The 25,326-nt window shown below is 37.6% G+C and carries 26 protein-coding genes and 1 pseudogene; 19 read left to right on the top strand and 8 right to left on the bottom strand.

Going from position 1 to position 25,326, the window contains the following annotated elements; all coding sequences use genetic code 11:
* Nucleotides 1-5 precede the first annotated feature (5 nt).
* Nucleotides 6-809 (bottom strand): alpha/beta fold hydrolase, encoded by an 804-nt coding sequence (locus RCG22_RS09075; RefSeq protein WP_308106584.1) that lies wholly within the window; start codon nt 807-809, stop codon nt 6-8.
* Between the two features lie 92 nt (nt 810-901).
* A complete protein-coding gene (locus tag RCG22_RS09070) occupies nt 902-1,672 on the bottom strand; it encodes an alpha/beta fold hydrolase (RefSeq protein ID WP_308107115.1) in 771 nt (256 codons plus the stop codon).
* A 565-nt stretch (nt 1,673-2,237) separates the two neighbouring features.
* Between RCG22_RS09070 and RCG22_RS09065 the strand changes: the two genes are divergently transcribed.
* The 6 genes from RCG22_RS09065 to RCG22_RS09040 are packed head-to-tail and all read left to right on the top strand — an operon-like array spanning nt 2,238 to nt 7,486.
* Nucleotides 2,238-3,872 carry a long-chain-fatty-acid--CoA ligase gene (locus RCG22_RS09065; RefSeq protein WP_308106583.1) on the top strand — a complete coding sequence of 545 codons (1,635 nt, stop codon included), beginning with the start codon at nt 2,238-2,240 and terminating at the stop codon, nt 3,870-3,872.
* A 23-nt stretch (nt 3,873-3,895) separates the two neighbouring features.
* Nucleotides 3,896-4,675 (top strand): SDR family oxidoreductase, encoded by a 780-nt coding sequence (locus tag RCG22_RS09060; RefSeq protein WP_308106582.1) that lies wholly within the window; start codon nt 3,896-3,898, stop codon nt 4,673-4,675.
* A gap of 37 nt (nt 4,676-4,712) precedes the next feature.
* On the top strand, nt 4,713-5,195 hold the full coding sequence (locus tag RCG22_RS09055) for a hypothetical protein (protein WP_308106581.1): 483 nt from the start codon (nt 4,713-4,715) through the stop codon (nt 5,193-5,195).
* The gene (locus RCG22_RS09050; protein WP_308106580.1) at nt 5,179-5,802 is read left to right on the top strand and encodes a hypothetical protein; all 624 of its coding nucleotides are present in this window, start codon (nt 5,179-5,181) and stop codon (nt 5,800-5,802) included. The genes RCG22_RS09055 and RCG22_RS09050 overlap by 17 nt, the downstream gene beginning before the upstream one ends.
* A 22-nt stretch (nt 5,803-5,824) precedes the next feature.
* The gene (locus tag RCG22_RS09045; RefSeq protein WP_308106579.1) at nt 5,825-6,391 is read left to right on the top strand and encodes a polyhydroxyalkanoate biosynthesis repressor PhaR; all 567 of its coding nucleotides are present in this window, start codon (nt 5,825-5,827) and stop codon (nt 6,389-6,391) included.
* Nucleotides 6,392-6,412: 21 nt separating this feature from the next.
* On the top strand, nt 6,413-7,486 hold the full coding sequence (locus tag RCG22_RS09040) for an alpha/beta fold hydrolase (RefSeq protein ID WP_308106578.1): 1,074 nt from the start codon (nt 6,413-6,415) through the stop codon (nt 7,484-7,486).
* A gap of 75 nt (nt 7,487-7,561) precedes the next feature.
* Here RCG22_RS09040 and RCG22_RS09035 read toward each other — a convergent pair whose 3' ends face one another.
* Nucleotides 7,562-8,344, bottom strand: a complete 783-nt coding sequence (locus tag RCG22_RS09035; RefSeq protein ID WP_308106577.1) for an alpha/beta fold hydrolase — start codon at nt 8,342-8,344, stop codon at nt 7,562-7,564.
* A gap of 227 nt (nt 8,345-8,571) precedes the next feature.
* Between RCG22_RS09035 and RCG22_RS09030 the strand changes: the two genes are divergently transcribed.
* Complete coding sequence (locus RCG22_RS09030; RefSeq protein WP_308106576.1) at nt 8,572-9,699, top strand: sensor histidine kinase; 1,128 nt, start codon at nt 8,572-8,574, stop codon at nt 9,697-9,699.
* 3 nt (nt 9,700-9,702) lie between these two features.
* Nucleotides 9,703-10,302, top strand: a complete 600-nt coding sequence (locus RCG22_RS09025; RefSeq protein WP_098260981.1) for a response regulator transcription factor — start codon at nt 9,703-9,705, stop codon at nt 10,300-10,302.
* Nucleotides 10,303-10,369: 67 nt separating this feature from the next.
* On the opposite strand, the gene RCG22_RS09020 is transcribed toward RCG22_RS09025, so the two are convergent.
* On the bottom strand, nt 10,370-11,218 hold the full coding sequence (locus RCG22_RS09020) for an alpha/beta fold hydrolase (protein ID WP_308106575.1): 849 nt from the start codon (nt 11,216-11,218) through the stop codon (nt 10,370-10,372).
* Nucleotides 11,219-11,402: 184 nt separating this feature from the next.
* Between RCG22_RS09020 and RCG22_RS09015 the strand changes: the two genes are divergently transcribed.
* From RCG22_RS09015 to RCG22_RS08970, 10 genes are all read left to right on the top strand, one after another.
* Entirely contained in the window at nt 11,403-11,597 is a 195-nt protein-coding gene (locus RCG22_RS09015) for an IDEAL domain-containing protein (protein ID WP_066252279.1), read from the top strand.
* 447 nt (nt 11,598-12,044) lie between these two features.
* On the top strand, nt 12,045-12,770 hold the full coding sequence (locus tag RCG22_RS09010) for a YdjY domain-containing protein (protein ID WP_098260983.1): 726 nt from the start codon (nt 12,045-12,047) through the stop codon (nt 12,768-12,770).
* A 13-nt stretch (nt 12,771-12,783) separates the two neighbouring features.
* Nucleotides 12,784-13,956: a TVP38/TMEM64 family protein gene (locus RCG22_RS09005; RefSeq protein WP_308106574.1), complete on the top strand. Its 1,173-nt coding sequence runs from the start codon at nt 12,784-12,786 to the stop codon at nt 13,954-13,956.
* Entirely contained in the window at nt 13,956-14,963 is a 1,008-nt protein-coding gene (locus RCG22_RS09000) for a lysylphosphatidylglycerol synthase transmembrane domain-containing protein (protein WP_308106573.1), read from the top strand. The genes RCG22_RS09005 and RCG22_RS09000 overlap by 1 nt, the downstream gene beginning before the upstream one ends.
* A complete protein-coding gene (locus tag RCG22_RS08995; RefSeq protein ID WP_308106572.1) occupies nt 14,935-15,690 on the top strand; it encodes a glycine/sarcosine/betaine reductase selenoprotein B family protein in 756 nt (251 codons plus the stop codon). The genes RCG22_RS09000 and RCG22_RS08995 overlap by 29 nt, the downstream gene beginning before the upstream one ends.
* A 221-nt stretch (nt 15,691-15,911) precedes the next feature.
* Nucleotides 15,912-17,150, top strand: coding sequence for an ABC transporter substrate-binding protein (locus RCG22_RS08990; RefSeq protein WP_308106571.1), 1,239 nt, complete (start codon nt 15,912-15,914; stop codon nt 17,148-17,150).
* Nucleotides 17,134-18,036 carry an ABC transporter permease gene (locus tag RCG22_RS08985; protein ID WP_308106570.1) on the top strand — a complete coding sequence of 301 codons (903 nt, stop codon included), beginning with the start codon at nt 17,134-17,136 and terminating at the stop codon, nt 18,034-18,036. The genes RCG22_RS08990 and RCG22_RS08985 overlap by 17 nt, the downstream gene beginning before the upstream one ends.
* Entirely contained in the window at nt 18,030-18,848 is an 819-nt protein-coding gene (locus RCG22_RS08980) for an ABC transporter permease (RefSeq protein ID WP_308106569.1), read from the top strand. Before RCG22_RS08985 ends, RCG22_RS08980 begins: the two co-directional genes overlap by 7 nt.
* Before the next feature lie 6 nt (nt 18,849-18,854).
* On the top strand, nt 18,855-19,862 hold the full coding sequence (locus RCG22_RS08975; protein ID WP_308106568.1) for an ABC transporter ATP-binding protein: 1,008 nt from the start codon (nt 18,855-18,857) through the stop codon (nt 19,860-19,862).
* A 21-nt stretch (nt 19,863-19,883) separates the two neighbouring features.
* Nucleotides 19,884-20,477, top strand: coding sequence for a CDP-alcohol phosphatidyltransferase family protein (locus RCG22_RS08970; RefSeq protein WP_308106567.1), 594 nt, complete (start codon nt 19,884-19,886; stop codon nt 20,475-20,477).
* A gap of 103 nt (nt 20,478-20,580) precedes the next feature.
* On the opposite strand, the gene RCG22_RS08965 is transcribed toward RCG22_RS08970, so the two are convergent.
* From RCG22_RS08965 to RCG22_RS08950, 4 genes are all read right to left on the bottom strand, one after another.
* The gene (locus RCG22_RS08965) at nt 20,581-20,898 is read right to left on the bottom strand and encodes a hypothetical protein (RefSeq protein WP_308106566.1); all 318 of its coding nucleotides are present in this window, start codon (nt 20,896-20,898) and stop codon (nt 20,581-20,583) included.
* Nucleotides 20,899-21,033: 135 nt separating this feature from the next.
* The gene (locus RCG22_RS08960) at nt 21,034-21,630 is read right to left on the bottom strand and encodes a PepSY domain-containing protein (RefSeq protein WP_308106565.1); all 597 of its coding nucleotides are present in this window, start codon (nt 21,628-21,630) and stop codon (nt 21,034-21,036) included.
* A gap of 70 nt (nt 21,631-21,700) precedes the next feature.
* Complete coding sequence (locus tag RCG22_RS08955) at nt 21,701-23,062, bottom strand: sensor histidine kinase (RefSeq protein WP_308106564.1); 1,362 nt, start codon at nt 23,060-23,062, stop codon at nt 21,701-21,703.
* Nucleotides 23,059-23,754, bottom strand: coding sequence for a response regulator transcription factor (locus RCG22_RS08950; protein ID WP_308106563.1), 696 nt, complete (start codon nt 23,752-23,754; stop codon nt 23,059-23,061). Before RCG22_RS08950 ends, RCG22_RS08955 begins: the two co-directional genes overlap by 4 nt.
* Nucleotides 23,755-23,933: 179 nt before the next feature.
* Here RCG22_RS08950 and pabB point away from each other — a divergent pair.
* Nucleotides 23,934-25,325, top strand: a pseudogene (pabB, locus tag RCG22_RS08945) (aminodeoxychorismate synthase, component I).
* Nucleotide 25,326: the final 1 nt, after the last annotated feature.

Here is a 25,326-nt window from a genome sequence, read left to right as displayed (position 1 = left end):
AGAAACTAGAGTTTCTTTAAAAATTCTAACACTCTTTCATTTACTAAATCATTGGCTTCGGTTACATAGATATGCCCTGCACCTTGAATCGTCAAAAATTCCGCATTTGGAATTTTTTCTGCAAGGGTTACCCCATTTTGGTAGGGAACTAATTTATCTTCATCGCCATGGATAACTAAGGTTGGAGCCTTAATTTGGTCTATCTTGTTGTAGGTATCATGAGCTAAGCAGGCTTGAAGCTGAAGCACATAGGCATAGGGAAGCACAGGGATCTCTATTCTTTTTTGTATGTCCTCTGCAACTAAGTCCCGCTGATTCTCTATAAATTCATGACTGTAAAGGATTGGAACAGTTGCCCAGGCCATTTCTTCCGGTGTTGCAACAGAAGAACCCCTCGAAAGCATTAACATCGAGACATCTGCACCAGGCTGTACATGATTGACCCCTCCAGAGGTTGTACAACCTAAAATAAGGGATCGGACTCTTTCGGGATACATAAGCGCTAATCTTTGTGCAATCATCCCACCCATGGAAATACCATAAACATGGGCAGACTCGACACCGGCAGCATCCATGACGCACTTAGCATCTTCTGCCATTTGCGCGATTGAATAAGGGGTATTAGGCTTGTCACTAAGACCTGTACCGCGATTATCAAAAATAATTACTTTATAATGCTCACTTAGAGCAGGGAGAGTTCTGAACCAAGATTTTGAATTAAGCGACAACCCCATTATTAATAGTAAGGGTTCCCCCTCTCCATGAACCTCATAATAGAGATTTATACCATTCCCAGTAGTTTGTGGCATTTAATATAATCCTCCTCTTTAAAGATACGGTAAATTATATGATTATTAGTAGTAGGAAAGAACTTAGAAGAAGGGAAGAAAGAATTCTTCCCTTAACTTACTTTTGAGTGTTTCTTTAAGAAGTTGCGGAGAACCCTGTTAAATGCATCTTTTTGCTCTAACTTGGCTATATGGCCTGTATTCCTGATAATAACAAACTCAGAATGACGAATTTTTTTATGCATTAAAAGTTGCATCCATACAGGGATGACTGAATCATATTGTGAGCCCATGATTAATGTGGGGACCTTAATTTTAGGAAGTAGTTTTAAATTATTTACTTCGAGACATGCTTTTACTGATTTAAGAAAAACCTCATGATTAGGCTTGTAAAATTTAAGGAAATCCTCATAAACTTTGCCCTTCCATGAATTAAGTGAAATACGTGCTGCCGTTTCTTTTGGGAGACTGGGGTTATTCGAAAGTGATCGAACCCTTCGATAGTTTATTATTAGCTTTGCTAAGGGTTTTGGCACAAAATGAAATGTACTTACGAGCATTAAAGAGAGACACATCTGAGGTGCTTGACGATAAATCTCCTGCGCCACCATTCCTCCCATGGATAAACCACAGATGTGTGCGCTTTCAATTTGGAGTTTCTTCAATAGATTAATAATATCACGAGCAAAGTGTGGTATAGAAATCTTTTCAGTAGTGATATGCTCACCATGTCCCCTTAAATCAGGAATAATCAAGTCATACTGATCTGCAAATTCAAACTGATTGTTCCAGCCCTCCTTTACCTCTCCTAGACCGTGAATAAAGACCAGAGGTTCACCTTTACCAAAACGTAAGTAAGGAATTTCAGAGTAACGAATTATCATTTCACTCAAAATTAACCCCTCCTATTGATTTTTACTATAAAGGGGGTTACCACTATTTGTAAAGTAATTGTTGTCATAAAATTCAGAATAATACAAAAGAGCCATTCTGTTGATGTCCTCTCTATGCGGACAAATGTATTCCTCTGGTGCCTGACACCTAGTTGGAATGTTATAGAAAGATACTACTTTCTATGTATGTATTAATTTGGAAGGAGGTTAGGAATAGGTATGTTTGTTTATTTAATTGAATTTTTATTCTTGGGAGTGTGCTGGATTGAAAAAATATTCCGACACTTTTCGTCATTTTTCTTATGCTTTTGGAAATGCCTATAAAACTGATAGTTAATTTATGGAGATTGGTATTTTTATTTATTTAGGAATCACAGACTTTTTGCGGAATTTTGTCGAAAGAGGAAGGTTTACAAATTCCCATTTTACAACAATAATCGTAACTATATTAATATTCTAATTACTGATATAGACGAACGCTTCAAAGTTATTGCACCATTTTTAAATGGAATAATTACTATTGAATTTTAGTATTCCTGAGGAGGCATCGTATCTAATGGTTTATCAGCAAAAGCCGTGGTTAAAAATTTATGATCCAAGAATTACCGAGCATGTGAATATTGAACATAATTCTCTTTATGACTTTTTACATGATTCTGTCAATCGTTATAAAACTAATCCTGCCTTTACCTTCTATGGAAAGGTTTGGACTTACAACGATACAAAAGCGATTACCGATAAATTTGCTGCAGCTTTACATCGAGCAGGATTTACTAAGGGTGATCGACTTTCGATTATGCTTCCTAATTCCCCGCATTACATATTCACGCTATTCGGTACCTTTCGTTTAGGAGGAATAGCTGTTCAAGTTAATCCAATGTATGTAGAAAAAGAAATAGAACATGTTTTAAATGATTCTGGCTCTGAGTACATAGTAGCGTTTGATGCATTTTATCCAAGAATAAAGGAATTACAATCCAATACATCCTTGAAGAAGATAATCGCAGTAAGTTTCGGTGGTGCAAAAGTCGACCTTGTAGAAGGAGATCATTATTTTGATGAATTTTTAGAAGAGGATGTAAATATTCCAGAGGTAGAGATAAAGCCATCCGAAGACGTTGCCCTTTTACAATATACTGGTGGAACAACTGGTGTATCTAAAGGTGTCATGCTTACTCATCGTAATCTCCTAGCTAATTTCAATCAAGTTTGTGATTTTGCTTATAAAGCTTGTGAGAATAAACCGGAAAATTTAAAGATGATAACCGTTTTGCCAATGTTCCATGTGTATGGATTATCAAGTGTCGCGCTATGTGGAATAAGGGAAGGGGCAAATCAGATTGTCTTACCTCGATTTGATGCAAGGGAAGTAATCGAAACGGTTAATCGTGAAAAGCCGTTCCAAATGTCAGCTGTACCAACCATGTACTTTGCATTAAATAGCTTATCGGATTTAGCTACTTGTAGTTTTAAGGACATGTATTACTTAAGCAGCGGAGGTGCTCCACTACCTGTAGAACAAGTAAAAATGTTTGAAAAGAAAACAGGTGCAAAACTGCTTGATGGATATGGTCTTTCTGAAGCAGCCCCAACGGCAATTTTTAGTCCGCCGTTCGTACCAAGAAAATTTGGGAGTATTGGGATTCCTGTTCAAAGTACGGTTGCAAGAATCGTTCATGAAACAGCCAATGGGTATGTCGATGCTCCAATAGGAGAAGCAGGAGAATTAATTATTCAAGGCCCACAGGTTATGAAAGGCTATTGGAACCGTCCGGAAGATACAGCCGATGTATTAAAGGATGGCTGGCTGTTTACAGGTGATATCGCCAAAATGGATGAGGACGGCTATTTTTATATTGTTGACCGCAAGAAGGATATGATTATTGCAAGCGGATACAATGTATATCCGAGAGAAATTGAGGATGTGCTATATCAGCTTGAAGGTATTGAAGAAGCACTTGTCATTGGAGTTCCTGATTCCTACCGTGGGGAAACGGTAAAAGCCTTCGTTAAACTAAAGGGGGGATTCTCCCTTACCGCAGAGGAAATCCTGCAGTTTGGTAAAGAAAACATTGCACCCTACAAGGCTCCAAAACAAGTAGAAATACTTGAAGAACTGCCAAAATCATCTGTGGGAAAACTACTCAGAAGAGTATTAAGAGACCAAGAGAAATTAAAGGTTAAAGCTTAAAGCTTAATGGAAGGGAGAAACCGATGAATATTCAAGAACTTTTTAGTTTAAAAGGTAAAACTGCTATTATTACAGGCGGAGGAAGAGGTCTAGGCCAGCAAATCGCTGTCGCTTATGCGGAAGCAGGAGCGAATGTGGTCGTTTGTTCGAGAAATCTCGATGCTTGTCAACAATTTTGCGAAGCGCTCAAAGAAAAAGGGGTTCGTTCACTTGCAGTAAAATGTAACGTTGCTAACCCCGCCGATATCCAACTTGTTGTTGACGAAACCATGAAGGAGTTTGGCCGGATTGATATTTTGGTTAATAACAGTGGTACTAGCTGGGGAGCCCCTGCATTAGATATGCCTGAAGAAAAGTGGGATAAGGTAATGGATATTAACCTTAAGGCAGTCTTCTTATTTTCCCAAGCGGTTGGTAAAATTATGGTAGAGCAAAAATCAGGTAAGATTATCAACATTGCATCGATTGCCGGTATGGGTGGTCAAGATCCACTAGTCATGGATGCAATAGGTTATGCTGTAAGCAAGGGTGCTGTCATAACATTAACAAAGGATTTAGCTGTTAAATTGGCTCCTTTTAATGTTCATGTGAATGCAATTGCCCCGGGATTTTTTCCAACAAAAATGGCAAAAGCCATCCTGGATTACTCAGGTGAGAAAATTCTTGAGAGGACACCAGCGGGACGTTTTGGTTCCGATGATGATATGAAAGGTCCTGCACTTTTCTTAGCTTCGGATGCCTCCAACTATGTTTATGGTCATGTACTTGTCGTTGACGGAGGCACAACTGCCAGTGTACAGTAATAAGTAGAGAATGACCAGTTAGTTAAGAGGGGTTTAGATGAAGTCCACCCACCAAGAAATGGATGCTTTTTATAAAAAGTTAGAAAAAAAATGGAATGAACAAATTCATGCCCATACCAATACACGCAGCTTTACATTGGCTCTTGGGAGGGCACTGGATGCACACGTGAAACGATTAAGAATTCACAGAAGGTTAACAACAAGATGGTTAAAGCATTTAGACCTTCCGAATAAAGATGAAATAAGTGCTATTTCTGTAAGAATCGTAGATTATGAGGGGAAATTAGATTTTCTTGATGAAACAATCTATGAGATTAAACAAAGCCAACAAAAGAATAATCTCCAGTTAAGTATGGTTCGGATGTCATGTGAAGCCCTGCTATCTGTTTTAGAAATGGAGGCAAGGGATATCCACGACTGCAAGATAAAAAGCTTAGAATCCGAGTTATTAGATTTAAAACAATTATTTCATTCAGATCACATGAAAATGGAGGAGAAAAACAATGACGAAAAAAACTGAAGCTGTACTAGAGGTTGAAAATCAAGAAACGAAGGTTGATGGGGAGAAGGATTTAACAAGTTTGGACCTTCTATGGAAGCTTGGATTTAATGAATTAGATGCTATGACAGAACGTTTTAACAGACGGGATGAACTTTTCTTAGAAAATGTAAAGAACTATGTGGAAAAGCTTAAACAGAATCAGGAAAATGCTATCACGGTTTCGGCACAATTTGGAATGGAACTCAAGGAGTGGGAAAAATCAGCTCGCGAAGAATTACTTGTAACAACAACTTCCCTACAGAATTTATTTCCAGTGAAATCATATGAAGAAATTAACAAAGTAGTGGAAGACATTCAAAATAAAACAGCTCATCTATTGTTAACCCCTACCCAATCATTAATAACGGGTCAATTGGAAGCTCTAGATAAGTTTGTAGAAACAGTTGAACAATATATTGCCTATCGAAAAAATGGCCGAGAAAAATATATTGAAAGTGTGAAGAAAACTAGCAATGTTCTATATGAAAATCAAAAAGTATTTGTGAATATGTTTACAAAGCAAGTGAAAAGTGCGATGCTCCCATTTCAAAACTATATGAAAACTACAAACAATCAATCTAAATAATTTCATCATAGGAGTGGAAGTAATGTCGGGTAATAAACCTTACGATCCATATGAATCCATTCATAAGCTTAGTTTATTATGGGAAAAACAGATGAATGAGTTTTTCTATCTTTTGACGGATAACAAGGATTTCGTAAAAATATCCAATGTAGGAACAGAACTTAAATCCCGTTATCTAGATGCAATTAAAAAGAATCATGAAGCACTTGCTAATGTGTTAAATCTGCCAACCAAAAATGATGTCTCTAATGTGGCAAACCTAACCATTCAAGCAGAAGAGAAAATTGAAGCTCTTGAGGAACAAATTTGGAACTTGCAGGATTCCATGAAAACACAAAGTAAAGAAATTGAAAGTGTTGTAGAAATTTCCAAAGAAATTATTAAACTGACAAAGCAGCTTAAAACAGAGTTAGTTAAATCGAAAAAAGAGCAAGTAGAATCAAAAAAACTACATGCAGAACTTCAAGAAGTGAGGTTTGAACTTTCTAAATTATCAAATTTCAAAGAGGAATTTGAGAGTTTAAAATCTCTTATCAATAAAGACAAAGGTGTGGAACGTGAGCTAACCAGTTCAGGAGTTTCAAAATAAAATTGAAATGGAGGTAGGATAGTGGCAACTGAAACACCTTTCAAAGGGCTAATTCCCGATGTGGATTACCAGAAAGAAATGGAACGTTGGGCTAATGTCTTTAAGCTATTAAGTGAACCAGAGCCCAAGATAGGTCAGACTCCAAGAACTGAAGTTTGGAGAAAAAATAAATCAGTGTTATGGTATTATCCTGCCAAACAGAAAAAATATGAAATTCCATTGTTTTTCGTGTACTCACTTTTTAATAAACCCTATATTCTAGATATTGATCCAAAGTCGAGCGTTATTAAAAAACTAACGGATATGGGTTATGACGTGTATTTATTGGATTGGGGTACACCAGGCTATGAGGATAAAAAAATCGGTCTCGATACCTATATTGAGAAATATTTAAAAATAGCTGTTAAGCGCGCGATACGCCATTCTGATGTTGAAGAAATTACATTAGTTGGCTACTGTTTAGGCGGTACGATTGCATCTATCTATGCATCGATTGCGGAAGAACCAATTAAAAATTTAATTGTAGCTACTGTACCAATCGATTTCTCCACGATAATCGGTCCGGAGAAATGGGCCGAGGGCTTCAGGAATGGGGATTTTGCGATAGAACATCTCCTCGATATTTATGGAGTTGTCCCACCTAAATATGTTGAGATGATGTTTAGAGCGGTTGGATCACCTATCTATTTTACTAACTATACCATGCTTTTAAATCGAGCCCACGATCAGCGTTATGTGGATAAATGGCGTCGAATGAATAAGTGGACGCTTGATCAGGTTTCTTTTACGGGGGAGGCTTATAAACAATTAGGTAATGACCTAGTTAGAGATAACAAGCTCGTAAAAGGGGAATTTTTAGTTGGAAATAAAAAGGCGGATTTAAGTAATATTGATGCCAATCTATTTGTTATCTCTGGTTCTAGAGATAATTTAGTTTTAGAAAATCAAAGTAAGCCAATTATGGATTTAGTATCAAGTAAGGATAAAACATATCTTTGCGTGGAATCAGGGCATGTTGGACTTGCATTATCCGGCATGTTTGCGGGCATTGTTGATCAATGGGCATCCAGTCGCTCAAAACAGGTCTCAAAATGATTTTGTACTAAAGTATGGTACAAGGAAATATATAATAAGTAGAGGCAAAGAGAAGAGGAAGGTTAACCTTCCCCTTTAACTTGCCATTCTATGTTTGTTCAAAAATGTCCTTAGAACTTGATTGAATTCATCCTTCGCCTCTAACTTTGCAATATGGCCGGTATTCCTAAAAATAACAAATTCGGAGTGGCGAATTTGTTTGTGCATCATGAATTGTACCCAAACAGGGATCACCGAATCATACTGGCCGCCGATAATTAGGGTGGGAACCTTTATTGTTGGTAGTAATGTGATATTATTTACTTTTAGACAGGCATCCGCGGATTTATAGAAGAATTCTTTATTTGGTTTGTAAAATTGAGAAAAGCTGTCGATATTTTCTTTTGTCCAAGAATAGAGGCAAACCTTCGCAGACCTTTCTGCTATATCCTCAAGAGATTTATTTTCTGATCGATTTTTCCGAAAGTTTGAAAATAGTTTGCCAAGATGATGCGGAGCAAAATGTAACGTGCTTACCAGCATTAAGGAACGACACATTTCGGGTGCTTGGCGATAGATTTCCTGCGCTACGATTCCACCCATGGATAACCCACAAATGTGCGCGCTTTCAATCCCAAGTCCTTTCAATAGGCTAATAACATCATAAGCAAAGTTTTTTATTGATATCTCTCCAGGTGTAATATACTCTCCATGACCTCGTAAATCAGGGATAATTAAGTCATACTGATTTGCAAATTCAAACTGATTTCCCCACCCCTCCTTCACTTCACCAAGTCCGTGAAGAAAAACTAATGGTTCACCGGCACCAAGACGCAAATAAGGGATTTCGGAGCAACATTTGAATACATCTCTCAACATCCATTCCTCCTAGTTGTTTTATAACAACCTTTATTTCCAATATTCGAACGGTCTAAACGGGTATAAAGTTCTGATTAGTGTATTATATAATTATCTGTGGGAAAATATTACATATGGGTGTAAACAACATATATGGAATGAGCTAGGTAGAACAAATTTTCATTCCATTGCTACTTTGAGTTATGATATGAGAATGAAGGATTAAAGGTGAAAATGGGGTTTCGTTCATGATAAAAAAGTATATGACATTTCAAAAAAATAATGGGATTGCACCGTATATATGGACGATTCTTGGTATTTTGCCGTTTTACTTTATTTTTCAATCACCTTCTACGATTGAAATAGTCGTTGGGATTTTACTGACACTGCTATTCTTTATCTTTTACCGGATTGCGTTTATTTCCAAAGGATGGCCGGTTTATTTATGGACGTTGATTTTGATTGGAATTTCGATCACTGCAAACAGCCTTTTCAATTACGTTTATTTTGCCTTTTTCCTTGCCTACTTTATAGGAAATATAAAAGACAGGGTTGCCTTTTTGACCTTGTATTTTATTCATTTGTTTAGCACATCTGTTTCAATCAACTTCAGCATCGTCATGCATGAAAAATTATTTCTACAACAATTACCCTTTGTTATTATTATCTGGATTAGTGTGATCCTTCTCCCGTTTAGCATTCATAATCGCAAGGAGAGAGGACAGCTTGAAGAAAAGTTAAGTGATGCAAATAAGCGGATTTCGGAACTTGGCAAAATAGAAGAGAGGCAGCGAATAGCAAGGGACCTTCATGATACACTTGGACAAAAACTTTCACTTATAGGGTTGAAATCAGATTTAGCACGAAAATTAATCTCAAAAGACCCTGAACAGGCAAGGAATGAATTGAGGGATGTTCAGCAAACCGCTCGAACGGCTTTAAGTGAGGTTAGAAAGATGGTTTCTTCGATGCGAGGGATCCGCTTGAAAGATGAAATCCTTCGGGTGGAACAAATCCTTAAGGCAGCACAGATTAATTTTTTCAAGGATGGAGATTTTTCACCAACCTGTGTCTCGCTATTAACAGAGAATATTCTAAGCATGTGTTTAAAAGAGGCTGTAAATAATGTCGTTAAACATAGTGAAGCAAAATTGTGTTCCATAACCATTGAGCAATCGTTGAAGGAATTGGTTATGAAAATTAATGATGATGGCATTTTTAAGGGTGAGATGGAAAAGTTAGCTGAAGGGCATGGGCTGATTGGCATGAAAGAACGGCTGGAATTTATAAATGGAAGAATAGACATTTTGACAAAAGGTGGAACAACATTAATTATTAGTGTACCGAATGATGTCAAGCCAAGAACAGGGGGATAAAAAATGATTAAGATTGTAATTGCTGAAGACCAGCAAATGCTTTTGGGAGCCTTTGGTTCGCTGCTAAATTTGGAAGATGACATGGAAGTTGTCGGTAAGGCATCAAATGGGGAAGAGGCGGTTTCTCTGGTAAAAAGGCTTCAACCGGATGTTTGTATTATGGATATTGAAATGCCGGGTAAGAGCGGACTTGAGGCAGCTGAAGAGTTAAAGGGTTTGGGCTGCAAAGTAATCATTTTAACCACATTTGCCCGAACCGGTTATTTCCAACGGGCAATAAAGGCTGGTGTAAGCGGCTATTTGTTGAAGGATAGTCCTAGTGAAGAGTTGGCAAATTCCATCCGAAGTGTGATGTCCGGAAGACGAATTTATGCACCGGAATTAATGGACGATGTATATGGGGAAGAAAATCCGTTAACCGACAGAGAAAAAGAAGTGTTGGAACTCGTTGCAGATGGTAAAAACACAAAAGAAATCGCTGAAGAGCTAAGCATCAAAACAGGAACAGTCAGAAATTATATCTCCATTATCCTCGACAAACTCGAAGTTAAAAACCGAATTGAGGCTATCACCCAATCTAAAGAAAAGGGCTGGTTTAAATAAAGAATGTTTTAACGGTGTCAGGCACCGTTACTAATATACTTCAGGGATACCAACACAAAAACGGCAGCTAGGATTCAGCTGCCGTTTTGTAATGTTCAATAAATCCCTTAATATATTCAAACACCTCCATTGGGCGCTCTTCCGGAAGGGCATGACCAGTATCTTTTAATACAATCAGCTCAGAATTAACCAGGTCTTTATTTAGCTTTTCACCCACATTAAGCGGCATCGATTTATCATGGTCCCCCCATAGTAATAAACAAGGTGTTTTGATTTCATTAAGGATTTCAACGGGTAAGTCGCCCTCTCGGTCACGAATCATTCTTGTAAGCGCGACGAAAATCTCGTCCTCTAAAAAGGGTTGTAAGTATCCATTAATCATTTCCTCGTTAATAATCGTATGATTAAAAAGTGCATCTTGAAGATTCTTTTTAACACCGGTTCGTGCAAACCAATATTTTACGAAGAGATGGAAATAGGGCAGGTAACTAGTTAAGATTAAGGGCAATTTCGATCGTTTAAGATAGGAGGAACTGCAGAGTAGAATAGCTTTGTCTGCGAGTTCAGGCGTCATATGAAGGATATTTAACACAATTTGTCCGCCCATAGAATGACCGATAAAGGTCATTTTTTTTAACCCCAAAGACTCTGTAAGTTTAATGACTGTTTGGGCTATATTCTTGTAGGAATAAACATAACGGTTACATTTTGCACTTTTCCCAAACGGGGGAAGATCAATCGATAATACTTGGTAATTCTTTTTTAATAATGATATAAGGTGGCGAAAAGTGAAGGTGGACGAAAGAAAGCCGTGTAATAAAACAAACGTTTCTTCCGATGCTTGATTGGGATAAAATTCATAATAAACATTAATGTTATTAATTGGTTGAACACCTGCAAATGGTGCTTGTTCCATCAAAACCGTCACCTGCTCTGTAATAAAATAGATGAGTATAATGTTCCCAAAAAAGTGGTGCCTGACACTATATTTTTGTGTTTTTGAATATATTGTAAAATTATTTTTTGATTTTTGAAATAAAGTGTTTGAATTTTTAGAAAACTCCTTGTATAATTAGAAAAAACGTAAGGAGTTGATTTCCATGGAAAAGAAATTACTTAATTCACCACAACATTCGGATGAGAATACAGATGCTGTCGTTGCTGAGATGTTTCTAAACAATGCCCTGCTAGAATTTAAGAGGGAGAAAATCCGCAAGGAAATCGACCACACTTTACAACATGGGGATAAAGAATTATTCCTGAAGCTAACAGAAGAACTAAAGAAAATTTCCTAACTCATTTCCTAGCGAACTTATTACTATTAAAAAAGAAGCCCTATCCAAACCTTGGATGGGCTTCTTTCTGTCCTCAAGCCGAAATTTAAATATCGAAAAAGGCGATTACACACTAACGGATAAATAGATAATATGATTTTATCTTAGCATAGTAATTCAATATAATATATTAGCCCAGATAGATGTAAGTGTTACTTTTTTCAAGATATAGCTGGATTTGATTCAAAAGTTTTTAATTGGTTAACTGATAGAGCATTAGGTTTTAACAATATTGTAATAAGTTTTTGTCAAAAATTCGAACAAATTCAGCAATTAAACTATTCCTTTTATTGGAGTGTTATTATCATATTACTCTTAGTAAAGTTAAAAACTTACAATATTGGGCAATATTAGTTTGTTTAAACGCATCATTATTCATCGAAATCATTATTTTAAGGGAGATAGGCAATGAAACGTAGATCATCAATTTTATTAAAATTCATTATTCTAGCAACACTTACAATGCTTGTGTTATCAGCATGTAGTTCAAAATCCAATAGCGATACCACTGCGAAAGCATCAAAAAACGAGAAAAAGACAGAACAAAAGGTCCAAAATGAAGTATCCAAAGAAAACCCTATTTTTGTTGATAAAGAAAATAAAGTTGTAAAGGTATATGCAACTGTGAATGGGAAGTATTTAGTAAGCCCAACACGCCATGGGCTAAACTGGATAGAAGGAAAATATGGCGATCAAGCAGTCTTGAAAGCTTATGCGAATCCTCTTAAATTCAATGAAGCTTTATTGGAAATTGGCGGAGTGCCAGCTGTTGCAAAAGGCGGCGATGTAAGTAAAGAGTTTGAAGCTAAGGCTGACGGAAAATATATCTTAGGTGATGAAGTAAAAGTTACAGTGACTTGGGAAAATGCGGGTAAGGAGTATGACATTAATGATGTAATGGTTGATAGCTCAGGGAAAAAAATCGTTTATAAATTTGGTGGAAACTACGATACTCAGGAAGCAAAAATGACTGGTTGTTATATGTGCTTCGATAGCTGCCCGGCTGGTATTACAAGTAATTCTACCCACCCTGTTGGAACATTTGAAGGTGGTCATGCTGAATTCCATGGTAATCCGGATGTACTGCCTGAGGACGGCACACCGCTAGTTTTAACTTATTCAATCGTACAATAATAGGGGTGAGAAAATGAAAAACGTCATTCGTGCCTTCGGTCAATTAATTGCGTCGTTATTCCTCTTCTTCCTTATGGGATTTGCGATTGCTATTCTGTTGATTCAGAATTCATGGCTAGATATGCGTTTTAATAGTGAATACTTTGTAACGATTTCAATTCTAACTGGAGCATGGTTTTACTTTTTAAGGACGTTTATGGGCGCAAAAAAACTTGCGCTCTGGGAGTCTGCAAAGGCAACAGCCGCAATTGTAATCTCAAGCATGGCAATTATCGCCTACTTTACAATTACTAAGGGGAGTCTAGCAATTCTACCCGCCTATGTAGTAAGGAAATCATTGTTTTTAGAAGGAATTTTTACTCTAAGCGAAATGAATCAGATTTTCCTAGTTGTTTTTCCAATTAGTATTGCCATTATGGTCATCACTCTTTTGAAAAAGAGGAATCCCGAAATGGCGTCCGACACAGGCTGGAATTTATTATCAAGGTATCAAAAGTTTGGAATGATGTTTTTATATGGACTCATTGCTTTGTTTTTGCTAATCTATCTAGCCCAGGGTGAAATTCAGAATTCGCTTAACCAGTCGATTCAATATTTAAAAGAGGCAGATGTTGAGGGCTTCCGTGATTACCTTCTATCATTTGGTTCTCTAGCTGCAGTTGTTTCTGGATTATTGATGGTCTTCCAATCCATCATCGCACCTCTCCCGGCATTTGTAATTACCTTTGCGAATGGATTATTATTTGGCTGGGTTGGGGGAGCTATTCTCTCCTGGAGCAGCGCAATGGCAGGAGCAGTCCTATGTTTTTATTTAGCCAAAATTTTAGGTAGACCAGTCGTTGAAAAAATCGTCACGAAAAAAGCATTAACCTGGTGGGATCAATTTTTTGATAAATATGGAAAGCATGCGGTTTTTATAGCCAGACTTGTACCAATTGTATCCTTTGACTTAGTTAGCTACGCTGCAGGTGTAACATCCATCTCTTTTTGGCAATTTTTCTGGTCGACAGGCCTTGGTCAATTACCTGCAACCCTTCTTTATTCCTATCTTGGTCAAAATGCAACAAGCACCGTAAAAATATTGTTCTTTGTTTTTACAATTGTGATTGCATTAGCAGTATTAGGTATGATACTGCGCCCAAAATTACAAACCTGGGGTAAAGGAAAACAAGGAGCAAAAGGGTAATGGCCTCTATCTTGAAAAATAAAGATCTAATTATAAGGGTTTTGGGTAGCACTTGTTTAATTTATTGGATTCTACTAAAAATTGAGTGGAGTAAGGTTATTGAGGTTGCAAAAGAGGGCTCGTTCATTTATTTTATTGCAGCATTTATTGCTATTCAAATTACCGTTGTCTCGAGTATCTTAAAATGGAAACTGCTTGTCGATTCATCATTAAATGAAGAAATAAAGCGAGACGCCTCATTATCTAAATTGGGGCGTTTCTACTATATAGGTCTATTTTTCAATAATTTTTTACCAGGCAGTGTGGGTGGAGATGTTGTCCGTGTTTACTATTTAGGAAGAATCACAGGAGTTCCCATCGCCACCGCATCTGTAGCATTCGAACGGATAACAAGTGGGGCTGCACTAGTAGTAATTGCCGTTTTTTCATCCTTGTTTGTGGAAGATGCGAGACCATTTCTTTTACCAATCCTGTTTGTTTTAGGGATGCTTTTGCTATTGTTTTACCTAATTTGTATAGTGGTCAAACGTAGAAAAAAGTGTAAAGTAGATAAAAAGAAAATGACTGACTCTGGTACCAATCGTTGGGTCCTAAAAATTAAAAACACGCTTGTTAAAACAAGTCAAATTGCCTTGAATTATCGAAAAGAAGATTATAAGTGGTGTTTAAAGATTACCATCCTCTCCATCTTTTTTCAGGTCGGTCTTGCTTGGATTAATGATTTACTTTTTTTGTCTATAGGTATTAATATCCCGTGGATTCAATTGTTAATGATTATTACACTTATTTCAGTGATCACTATGCTGCCAATCAGTGTAAATGGTTTAGGGGTTCGCGAAGGGTGTTATGTATTATTTTTTAAAGGGATGGGTGTACCTGCTGAGATTGCCTTAACTATTTCACTATTATTTTTTATTTTTGTTTCAATATCAAGTTTAGCCGGTGGTTTATTTTGGATCGCAGAGAGGGGGAAACAGAGTGAAACTAGCTGGAAATCGGTTCATTGAATCACTCGTTAGTCTAAAGGCAAAGCATATGGTTAGCCCAATTCATGGGATTATTCCTTTAGTACCTTTCACAAAGCCAGCAAAGGAAGCAGTGTTTGCCCTTATCACAACTGCTGGTGTCCATATGAAAATACAGCCTGTTTTTGAGGTTGAAGCTGGTGATTCCTCAGTCCGGTTTATTCCATCATCAATCCAAGAAAAGGATTTAATGATCAGCCATACGCATTTTGACCGAATGGATGCAGACCAAGACATTAATTGTGTCTTTCCTTTATTCCGCCTCAAAGAACTAGCACTTAAAGGTAGTATCGGTGGTGTTGCTCGACATCATTATGGACTAATGGGTTATATTCCTAATACGACACCGCTGGTTGAAGAGACGATTCCGTTAATTCTTAAACAATTGCTCGAAGACAAGGTAGATGCCGTTATTTTGAATCCAGGCTGATATATCTGCCATCAATCCGTGGGATTGATTCAATATGCAATCGAAAAAGCAGGAATTCCGACAATCTCAATTACTCATTTAGCAGATTTAACTAAAAAGGTAAGGGTTCCAAGGACATTACATTTACGTTTTCCGCTGGGAAGAAGCTTTGGAAGAGCAGGGGAACACCATTTGCAGACTCAAATCCTCCAAGATGCGATTCACTATTTAAGCGAGATTCATTCCCCGGAAACGATCGTGAAGCTTCCTTATAAATGGAAAGGGAAGGGTAAACAATGAAAGTTAAAACAGCAAAATTAGTTCAAAAGAACCTCTGGCATTTTCGGTGGCTGCTTCTAACCGGACTTATGATTTATAATCTGTATTGCTTGAATTTTGCCTTCGAAATGTCATCATTTCTTCCTATCAATGGTTTAGTTAGTGCATTATACTTTTTCGTAGGAATGTGGGAACGATATTTTAACTGCATTTCTAGCTGTAAAATCTAGAAAGGGATGTTTATGAAAAAATTAATGATTGTAGTTTTATTGTTTCTATTGAATTTATCAGGATGTAGTTCTGATGCAAAGAATAATACCAAACAAGCAGGAGAAACCAGTTTAAAAAGTGATTGGAAAGAAATTACTGCTCAGGCAAAAGGGTCGAAGGTTAATTTCTTTATGTGGGGCGGGGATGAAGGCATTAATCGCTATATAGACGAATGGGTTGCACCGCTTGTAAAAGAGCAATATGGGGTTGAAGTTAAACGCTATCCAATGGATGCAACAGAATTTATCAATAAATTAATGACTGAAAAGCGTGCTAATAAAAATTCAGGAGAAATGGATGTTTTATGGGTGAATGGAGAGAATTTTAAAATTGCCAAGCAACAAGAATTACTCCTTGGACCATTTACTTCGAAGCTTCCTAACTTTAACCAATTTGTTGATACCAAAAGCAATGATATTAATTACGACTTTGGGTTTCCCACAGAAGGCTATGAAGCTCCATGGGGAAAGGTACAGTTTGTCTTTGCCTATGATGGTAACAAAATCTCAAACCCTCCAAAATCGATTGCTGAATTAAAAGAATGGGTAAAGAAAAATCCAGGTAAATTTACGTATCCTGCTCCACCGGATTTTACGGGAAGTGCATTTATTCGCCATGTTCTCCATGAAGAAAGTAAAGACTATAATGCGTATTTAAATGGGTACAATGAAGCATTGATTAAAGCGGATGCGGACCAAGTTTGGAATGCATTGAACGAGTTAGAACCATTTTTGTGGAGGGAAGGCAAATCTTATCCTCAATCCATTTCTCAGTTAGAGCAATTATATAAGAATGGTGAAGTTTGGATGACGATGGGATACGATGAAGCCAATGCCTCTAACTTAATCAAGAGTGGTGAATTTCCTGCTTCAACTAATACCTTTGTCTTTGACCAGGGAACGCTGTCGAATACCCATTTTCTTGCTATTCCATATAATGCACCTAATCCAAATGGCGCATTAATTCTCATTAATACCCTGCTTTCACCTTCTGCTCAAATGAAGAAAATGGAACTGGAGTATTGGGGAGAAAATATGTCTCTTTCAGTGGATCGCTTGTCTGAAAAAGATAAAAAAACAATGGATGCAATTGATAGAGGGCCTGCTACCCTAACCCAGCAGGAATTGTCTAGTCATCGGATACCGGAGATTGGTGCTGAATATGTCCAATGGCTGGAACGAGGATGGATGAAAAATGTCGCGAACGACTAAAATTAGCAATCAATTAAATAAATATAAGGGGCTGCTGGGAATTCTGCCGGCCCTTTTGTTTATGCTAATCTTTTTTCTAGGTGGAACATTGCATTCACTTTCGTTAAGTTTTGAAAGTCAGGAAACTTTCTCTTTGGATTCGCAAGAGGGAAAATTTTGGGCATATAAAGAATTGTTTAATGTCACATTTCTTCAATCAATCGGTGTCACGATTGGGATTGCGGCGGCTGTATCAGTATTATCCGGTGTAACCGGGTTAATTGCGTCATTATTCCTTGTTGAACGTTCACGTCATTGGAAGTGGCTAAATATTATTTTTCAAGCGCCGGTCGGTATTCCACATTTATTATCCGCATATCTCTTCATGCAAGTATTAATGCAAAGCGGTTGGTATTCTAGATTTGCTTATCAAATAGGCTGGATTGATTCAATCGAAGCATTTCCCGTTCTGGTCCACGATGAGTGGGGTGTTGGCGTAATATTAGCTTATATGTGGAAGGAAGTTCCGTTTATTATTTTATTAATAAGTCCGTTTATATTGAAACTGCTCTCTGACTGGAGAGAGCAATCAATCGCATTAGGAGGATCATTTTCACAGACCGTCCGCTGGGTCATCGTGCCGATTCTTTTGCCGATGTGGGTTGGAGGGATGTGGGTAGTATTTGCCTTCACGTTAGGCGCATATGAAATTCCCGCACTGTTAGCTAGTACATCGTTCGGCTCCATTCCCGTAGAAGCGTTTCAGGAGTATTCTCAATTTGGCTTGGAACGCCAACCGATTGCAATTGCAATGAATATGGTACTGGCTGTCATTTCTTTCTTGGTTGGCAGTATATTAATATTTTTACAACTGCGATGGTACAAGCAGGGGAGGAGAGTATGGTGAAAAGTCTAAAATCTAGTTTGATAGCCAAAGTTCTTTTCATATCGATGTTATCACTTTTTCTCTTTCTTCCCTTTATTCCCCTTGTAATTTGGAGTTTTACGAAGCAGTGGCCTTGGCCTTTACTTCTACCTGAAAAATGGAGTTTGGATTCATGGAATTACCTGTTTTCCGTTTCAGGCAGGGCAGGAGAAGGTCTATTAAACAGTTGGATCGTGGCTATTTTAACACTAATCGGAAACTTACTATTAGGAATTCCTGCTTCGAGAGGCTTGGCACAGAATGAATTTAAAGGGAAGAGAGTAATCTTTGCGATTCTACTCGCCCCCTTGTTCATTCCCTATACCGTTTCTATCATTGGCATGCATGATTTAGCGATTCAGTTTGATTTTTTAAATGAGTATGTAAGTGTGGCCTTTGCCCATCTTTTAGTAACACTGCCATATTTTATTGCGACTATCTGGTTTCAATTTCGTTTAATTGGAAACAAACTTCAAGAAGCTGCTCTCAGTCTTGGTGCAAGTGAATGGAAAGTCTTTATCTGGATTGAAGCCCCATTGCTTATTCCGTCGGTCTTATTAGGGAGTTTTTTAGTCATTGTCATTTCCTTTAGTCAGTATTTACCGACATGGATTATGAGCGGGGGTACTTTGCAGACCATTCCCTTGGTCATTTTTCCGTTTGCCAACAGTGGTAATTCATCGATTGTTGCAGCCTATAGTCTTATGTTTTTTATCCCCATCTTGTTTCTGTTATTGGTTTATTATCTTCTATTGCGGATAAATTCAAGAAAACAATTCATGAAAAGGGGGTGAGGAAGAGTGCAGTTAGAGCGAATAAAGATTCAAATAAACCAATCTATAATTATTAGTTCGATAGATTTGCAAATTAATTCAGGGGAAATTTTTGTGTTAATGGGTCCTTCCGGAAGTGGTAAAACGACCCTTTTAAAGGGGATTGCAGGACTTATCCCATTTACCTCAGGGAAACTAAGATGGGAAGATAAATATGGAACTACGGGAATTGTCTTTCAAGAACCCAGGCTTTTTCCTCATCTGACTGTATTGGAAAATATTGCGTTTGGGTTAAGAGTCAAAGGTATTCCAGTAAAGGAAAGAAGAATCCAAGCACTTGATTTCTTGAAAAATCTGCAGTTGGAAAGTTTGGAAAGTCGTTATCCTCATCAGTTATCAGGAGGCCAGCAACAGCGTGTTGCCTTAGGGCGTGCGCTGATTTTAAAACCTGACCTGCTTTTGTTGGATGAGCCGTTTGCATCCTTGGATACATCACTTAGACAAGATTTAATTGAGTGGTTATCTAAACTGCAGAGAAGACTAGGTTTTTCAATATTATGGGTAACACATTATCTAGATGAAGCACTTTCGGTTGCTGACCGTATCGGGATTATGTTTGAAGGGGCAATTCAACAAATAGCTGCACCTGCTGCACTTTTTCAAAATCCTGCCACTGAAAAAATCGCACAGTTCTTATCGCTGCCAAATCGAATCTCCAGAAAACAATGGAATAAATGGTTTCAAAGTGAATTAAATCTACCGACAACACAAAATAGAGGATGGATTGACCCCAATCATCTACAAGTAATAGATAGAGGCTGCCAGTTGAGTGATATAAATAAAGAAGTTTCATCGTGCATCATATCAGGTATCGTCACAAAAGTAAGACCTAACAGGGAGGGCTTTTCAATCCAAGTAACATCGGAAAACAATTTGCTTGATGTTAATACGTTGGGGTGGAATAAAATTCCTAAACTAGACGAGAAGATTAGCATTATCGTGCCATTTGAGAAAATTCATTGGTATACTGAATAATTTGGAAGGGGGAGGATTATTATGCTTGATACTCATGGACGTGCAGCCGTTCAACCTATTATTTCAAAAACTGCTCACAACCTATTAAAAGTTGGCTTAAGTGCCAATCATGTAACCTATATTGCATTTTTTATTGGAATCATCGCGAGCGTTCTAATCTATTTAGGACAGCCGATTGTGGGGGTTGCAGTGCTTTGGTTATCTGGTTTCCTTGATGCAGTGGATGGGAGTATGGCAAGGCAGAGCAAAACTTCATCTTCCTGGGGAACAGTCCTTGATGTCACATTTGACCGTGTAGTTGAAGCAGGGATCCTAGTTGCCTTAGCACTTCGACACCCCGAACCAAATGTACTAATCCTGTTTCTCTTGTTAGCTATTTCGATTATTTTTACGATGACCATTTTCCTTACGGTGGGGGCATTGTCTGAAAAAGAAAGCTATAAATCTTTTTATTATCAGCCCGGTTTAGCCGAACGAACAGAAGGTTTTATCCTATTTTCCTTATTGGTACTTTTTCAATCCCATCTCGTATTTTGGACAATCATTTTTATTGGTGTTGAAATTACAACGGGAATCCAACGATTATTGGAAGCACGGAAAATTTTAAAATCTTAATTTTTACACATGTAATAAGTGAAAAAAGGAGCTCTATCCAATTGGATGGGCTCCTTCATTATTAAAAAAGATTCCGAGGTATGTTCCCCAAGTTTTTCATTGTTTATTTATCATCATCTGCTTTTGTATCGTCATCACCGCTGTGTCTGTTTTGATGAGCACCGTCATCGATTTTGTTATCGTCATCGCTGCTGTGTCTGTTTTGATGAGTGCCGTCAGCGGCCTTGTTATAGGCATAGCCGCTGTGTCTGTTTTGATGAGCACCATCAACAGCCTTAGCATCATCCCTAGTGTTGCTGTTTTTGTCCTCTTTATGAATCGAGTCCTCTACTCGTGTATCATTTTTTGAAGCTCCCACACCCAATGCTCCACCCAATATAAGTAACCCTGATAAAGCACCAACAATAAGTTTGTTTTTCATTAATAATTCCTCCTTTGTATTTGTTCCTACACTTACAGAATATCCACTGAAGATTAGAGCAAATAGGGGAGAAACATTAGAAATTAGTGAGAATTATTGTTGTGTATAACTTTCAACTCTATGATTAATTAGTCATCAATCTTCTTTTTTATCATCCTCGCTCCGATTTTTAGAGTCATCCTTTTTATGATCATCATCTCTGCTATGATCATCCCATGTAACAGACATAACATTGCCGGTAATCGCATGTATTTGAACAATGGCTTCTCGGTCATCTTTGGTTTTAATTTGTACAAGATAATAGGTTTGTTCCCCTTTTGTCTCGAGCCAAACATGATCGACGGCGCCATCCACTTGTTTTTTTGCAATTTCTTTAACTTCTTCCTCAGTAAGTTTTTTAGAAGAATCATTGCGGGGCGTAGTTGTCGAAGGAACAGGAGATTGTGACTTTGTTCCTTTTTTTGAAAACAGTAAGACTTTTCCACTTAATGGATCAATACTGATATGATATAAATTATCTCCTTTTTCTAATTCAATATCATATTGCTCGTCGGTTCGCTTTATTTGTGTAACTGTTCCCTGATAGCGGTCTTGGACCAGTTTTTGTGCTTCCTCTTTGGTTAAAATTTGAGCAGATACATTGGTATTTCCGAATTTTTGCCAACTTATAAAGAGAAGGACAACAATAAATAGAGAGGCTAACAGAATCCAGATCCCTGTTTTGTTGTTCATTTTTTCACATCCCACCACGATTAGTACATTTATTTTCTAATATAAAGATTAGAAAATGCTAAGAAATGGATTAATTTTTATCTGTTTTAAAAAAAAGAGTTGCCGTGGTTCCAACTCCCACCTCACTTTCAAGTTGAATCCGGATACCAATCGCATCGGCAATTTCCTTTGCCAATGATAAGCCAAGCCCCGAACCGCTTTTTTTCCTGGTTCTCGCCTGATCAACACGATAAAATCGATCAAAGACCTTGGGGATTTCATCATTACTGATGCCGATTCCTTTGTCGGTTACCTTAATAAAAGCCTCACCTTGTTCCAGGTCAGAACTGACTGTTATAGCTTTATCACTATATTTCCGGGCATTATCTAGCAGGATATACAATAGTTGCTTTAGTTTTTTTTCATCGGTAACAACAGTTTTATGGAGAATGTTTCCTGGTTGAAATTGGATTTCTCTTTTATATGCACTTTGGAAGTCCTTTATGGTTTGAAGTAGGAAATCACCAAGATGTATGGGAGCTCTTTGGATATTCCACTGCTCCTGATGTTTGGCCAACAGTAACAATTGCTCGGTCATTTCTTTCATGCGAATTGCTTCCGAATGGATAGCTTCAATTGACTCGTTGAAAAGCTCTGGTTCAGCTAAACCACGCCGCTTTAAAAGACTTGCATAGCTCTCAATAATTGTTAGTGGGGTTTTAAATTCATGGGATGCATTAGAAACAAACTGTTTTTGTTTTTCGTAATTTGTTTCAAGTAATTCAATCATATGGTTAAAGGTTTCGCTCATTTGATTCAGTTCATCTTTGGATTTTCTTTCAAGAGTTAAACGCTTAAAATGGCCGCTGTGTTTAATTTCTGTCATTGTCCTAATCATCGAAGTAACGGGGTTAGTTATCAGTTTACTAAGAATCCGGCTTGAAATAACCACTGGAACTATCGCGAGAAGTGTCACTAAAACCAGGACCAGCCGCAAAATTTCTAAGTTATCGGTTGTCGATTTAATACTTTTTGTAATTTGAAGATTTGCTACACTTCCGTCTAATAATATAATCGGCACGGACTCAAAGGTATAATCCTTTTTTTGAAAAACGATAAAGTTACTAACTTCTCCTTTAGAAAACTTCACTTTTCGTTCAACTAAATTTTTTTCGGTCGGACTTGTGACTGTTGATATGGGCTTGTTCTCAGTGGTGACAAATTGAATCATCCCATTAAGGGGTACGTAAGAACGTAAAAGTTCACCTTCAGAAATGGAACCTAGTGATTTCCCAATATCATTCGCGGTTTTTTCCATTTCCTTTGTTGCGGTGTTTAGCTCACTATCGAGAATTAATTTGCTAAAGGTGAAATAAACAGAAATATTCATGATAATTAATAGGGCGGTAAATAATACAGCAGTGTACAAATTTATTTTATTGCTCAGTTTCATTTTGCTTCCTTCAAGACATATCCAACACCACGGACCGTATGAATTAATGCCGGTTTATTCGGCTGTTCCATTTTTTTTCTGACATAACGGATATAGACATCAACTACATTTGTGTCTCCAATAAAGTCATAACCCCAGACAGCTTCTAAAATTTGATCTCTGTTTAGTACCTGGCGTTTATTCATCATTAAATAGACCAACAAATCGAATTCCCTAGGGGTTAAATCAATTGATTCTTCACCTCTAAAGACTTCTCTTGTTTTTGGATTGATTTTTAAGTCTGCGAATGTCAAATTAATGCCATCTTCTTCTGTTTGTTCGACTACTTTAACCCGTAAAGCAGCACGGATTCGAGCCAGTACCTCTTCAATTTGAAATGGCTTAGTTATATAATCATTTGCCCCATAATCCAGACCGGAAACTTTATCCTCTACAGAACTCTTAGCAGTCAGTAAAAGAACCGGTGTAGACTTGTTAGTTAGCCGAATACGGCGAAGGAGTTCAATCCCACTTATGCCGGGAAGCATAACATCCAGCAAAATTAAATCCCAGTTTCCGTTCTTATAGGCCGCAAAAGCCTCCAATCCGTCCATTACTTTCGTAACATGATAACCTACGTATTCAAGTTCTAGTTCCAGTAACCTTGCAATCTTTTCTTCGTCTTCAACAATCAAAATGGAATCCTTCTTCATAAGTGAACCTCCAGAAAATTCAAATAATTCATTTACCAATTTCCACAGCTAGTACAATTAATCCTTCATTAATGACCGAAAAAATAATTCACTCCACGGTGTCAGACACCAATCTTCAGTGGTGCCTGACACCCATTTCAAGTATGATGGATAAAGAGAAACAGTAAGGGGTGGATTGTTTGCGTCAACTTCATTTGTACAGTAAAAAAATTTCTTATTCTTATTCAAGGTTCTTTAGTCAGTTCCGCTCGCTTAGTGAGAATAGTACACATTTTGTGTTATTGGAGAGTGGGCGTGGGGGGCGTTATAGTATTGCTGCCTTTCAACCCGAAACGATTATTAAAGGGAAAAACAATCAGCTTGAAATTAATACTTTAAATAAGACGGAACAGTTAATTGGTAATCCGCTTCACTTACTAACAGATTGGCTAAGCCAGTATCATGTAGATAAAATAGAAGGTTTGCCTAGTTTCCTCGGTGGTGGGATTGGTTACATAAGCTATGATTATGCAAGATACGTAGAAGAACTTCCTGAAATAGCAAAAGATGATTTAGGCATGCCGGAAATTTACTTTTTTATTGTGAAGGAATGGTTTATTTATGACCATGACCAAGAACAATTATGGATAATGATTTTGGCTGAAAATGAACACGATATTGATCAGCGGTTATCTTATTGGGAACAATGCTGGCTTAAAGAACCAGTCGAATATAAACAGCCAAAGACAACAGAAATAACTTCTGACCATTTAGAGGTATCATTAACGGAAGCGGAATTTAAACAAGCAGTAATAAAAATTCAACAATAGATTTCTCAAGGTGATGTGTTCCAAGTGAACCTTGCTGTTCGCCAATCAAAACCGATAGAAGTAAAGGCACTTCAAGTATATGAACACTTAAGGTCCCTGAATCCATCACCTTACATGTCCTATTTCCATACACCAGAATTTCAACTCGTAAGTGCATCACCAGAACTTCTAGTTAAAAAGAACGGACAGGAAGTAAGTACACGTCCAATCGCTGGAACTCGTTCTAGAGGTAAGGACGACCAAGAAGATACGATGCTTGCGAATGAATTAATTGAAAATGAAAAGGAACAAGCGGAACATGTCATGTTGGTGGATTTAGAGCGCAATGACCTTGGCAGGGTATGTAAGTATGGGACCGTTGAGGTCAATGAATTTATGGTGATTGAAAAATATTCCCATGTGATGCATATCGTTTCTAATGTAAGAGGGGAATTGGCGGATGATAAATCAAACTCTGATATTATTAATGCTGCTTTCCCAGGTGGAACAATCACAGGTGCCCCTAAAGTCCGGACAATGGAGATAATAGAGGAACTTGAACCTGTCCAACGCGGAATTTATACAGGTTCACTTGGCTGGATTGATTTCAGCGGTGATCTGGAATTAAATATTATTATCCGAACGATGCTAGTTAAAGATGGAATGGCACATGTTCAAGCAGGGGCTGGAATTGTCATTGATTCTAATCCAAAGCATGAATATAAAGAATCGATGAAAAAAGCGGCCGCATTATGGAAGGCAAAAGAAATGGCAGAGGAGTAGC

It is taken from the genome of Neobacillus nitrireducens, from assembly GCF_030915405.1.
In the GTDB taxonomy this organism is placed as follows: domain Bacteria; phylum Bacillota; class Bacilli; order Bacillales; family Cytobacillaceae; genus Neobacillus.
This window is presented reverse-complemented; position numbering and strand designations above follow the sequence as displayed.

What these genes read in the sequence shown, in the direction of transcription:
- RCG22_RS09075 (WP_308106584.1), bottom strand. Translation starts at nt 809, where the DNA reads ATGCCACAAACTACTGGGAATGGTATAAATCTCTATTATGAGGTTCAT.
- RCG22_RS09070 (WP_308107115.1), bottom strand. Translation starts at nt 1,672, where the DNA reads ATGATAATTCGTTACTCTGAAATTCCTTACTTACGTTTTGGTAAAGGT.
- RCG22_RS09065 (WP_308106583.1), top strand. Translation starts at nt 2,238, where the DNA reads ATGGTTTATCAGCAAAAGCCGTGGTTAAAAATTTATGATCCAAGAATT.
- RCG22_RS09060 (WP_308106582.1), top strand. Translation starts at nt 3,896, where the DNA reads ATGAATATTCAAGAACTTTTTAGTTTAAAAGGTAAAACTGCTATTATT.
- RCG22_RS09055 (WP_308106581.1), top strand. Translation starts at nt 4,713, where the DNA reads ATGAAGTCCACCCACCAAGAAATGGATGCTTTTTATAAAAAGTTAGAA.
- RCG22_RS09050 (WP_308106580.1), top strand. Translation starts at nt 5,179, where the DNA reads ATGACGAAAAAAACTGAAGCTGTACTAGAGGTTGAAAATCAAGAAACG.
- RCG22_RS09045 (WP_308106579.1), top strand. Translation starts at nt 5,825, where the DNA reads ATGTCGGGTAATAAACCTTACGATCCATATGAATCCATTCATAAGCTT.
- RCG22_RS09035 (WP_308106577.1), bottom strand. Translation starts at nt 8,344, where the DNA reads ATGTTGAGAGATGTATTCAAATGTTGCTCCGAAATCCCTTATTTGCGT.
- RCG22_RS09030 (WP_308106576.1), top strand. Translation starts at nt 8,572, where the DNA reads ATGATAAAAAAGTATATGACATTTCAAAAAAATAATGGGATTGCACCG.
- RCG22_RS09025 (WP_098260981.1), top strand. Translation starts at nt 9,703, where the DNA reads ATGATTAAGATTGTAATTGCTGAAGACCAGCAAATGCTTTTGGGAGCC.
- RCG22_RS09020 (WP_308106575.1), bottom strand. Translation starts at nt 11,218, where the DNA reads ATGGAACAAGCACCATTTGCAGGTGTTCAACCAATTAATAACATTAAT.
- RCG22_RS09015 (WP_066252279.1), top strand. Translation starts at nt 11,403, where the DNA reads ATGGAAAAGAAATTACTTAATTCACCACAACATTCGGATGAGAATACA.
- RCG22_RS09010 (WP_098260983.1), top strand. Translation starts at nt 12,045, where the DNA reads ATGAAACGTAGATCATCAATTTTATTAAAATTCATTATTCTAGCAACA.
- RCG22_RS09005 (WP_308106574.1), top strand. Translation starts at nt 12,784, where the DNA reads ATGAAAAACGTCATTCGTGCCTTCGGTCAATTAATTGCGTCGTTATTC.
- RCG22_RS09000 (WP_308106573.1), top strand. Translation starts at nt 13,956, where the DNA reads ATGGCCTCTATCTTGAAAAATAAAGATCTAATTATAAGGGTTTTGGGT.
- RCG22_RS08990 (WP_308106571.1), top strand. Translation starts at nt 15,912, where the DNA reads ATGAAAAAATTAATGATTGTAGTTTTATTGTTTCTATTGAATTTATCA.
- RCG22_RS08985 (WP_308106570.1), top strand. Translation starts at nt 17,134, where the DNA reads ATGTCGCGAACGACTAAAATTAGCAATCAATTAAATAAATATAAGGGG.
- RCG22_RS08980 (WP_308106569.1), top strand. Translation starts at nt 18,030, where the DNA reads ATGGTGAAAAGTCTAAAATCTAGTTTGATAGCCAAAGTTCTTTTCATA.
- RCG22_RS08970 (WP_308106567.1), top strand. Translation starts at nt 19,884, where the DNA reads ATGCTTGATACTCATGGACGTGCAGCCGTTCAACCTATTATTTCAAAA.
- RCG22_RS08965 (WP_308106566.1), bottom strand. Translation starts at nt 20,898, where the DNA reads ATGAAAAACAAACTTATTGTTGGTGCTTTATCAGGGTTACTTATATTG.
- RCG22_RS08960 (WP_308106565.1), bottom strand. Translation starts at nt 21,630, where the DNA reads ATGAACAACAAAACAGGGATCTGGATTCTGTTAGCCTCTCTATTTATT.
- RCG22_RS08955 (WP_308106564.1), bottom strand. Translation starts at nt 23,062, where the DNA reads ATGAAACTGAGCAATAAAATAAATTTGTACACTGCTGTATTATTTACC.
- RCG22_RS08950 (WP_308106563.1), bottom strand. Translation starts at nt 23,754, where the DNA reads ATGAAGAAGGATTCCATTTTGATTGTTGAAGACGAAGAAAAGATTGCA.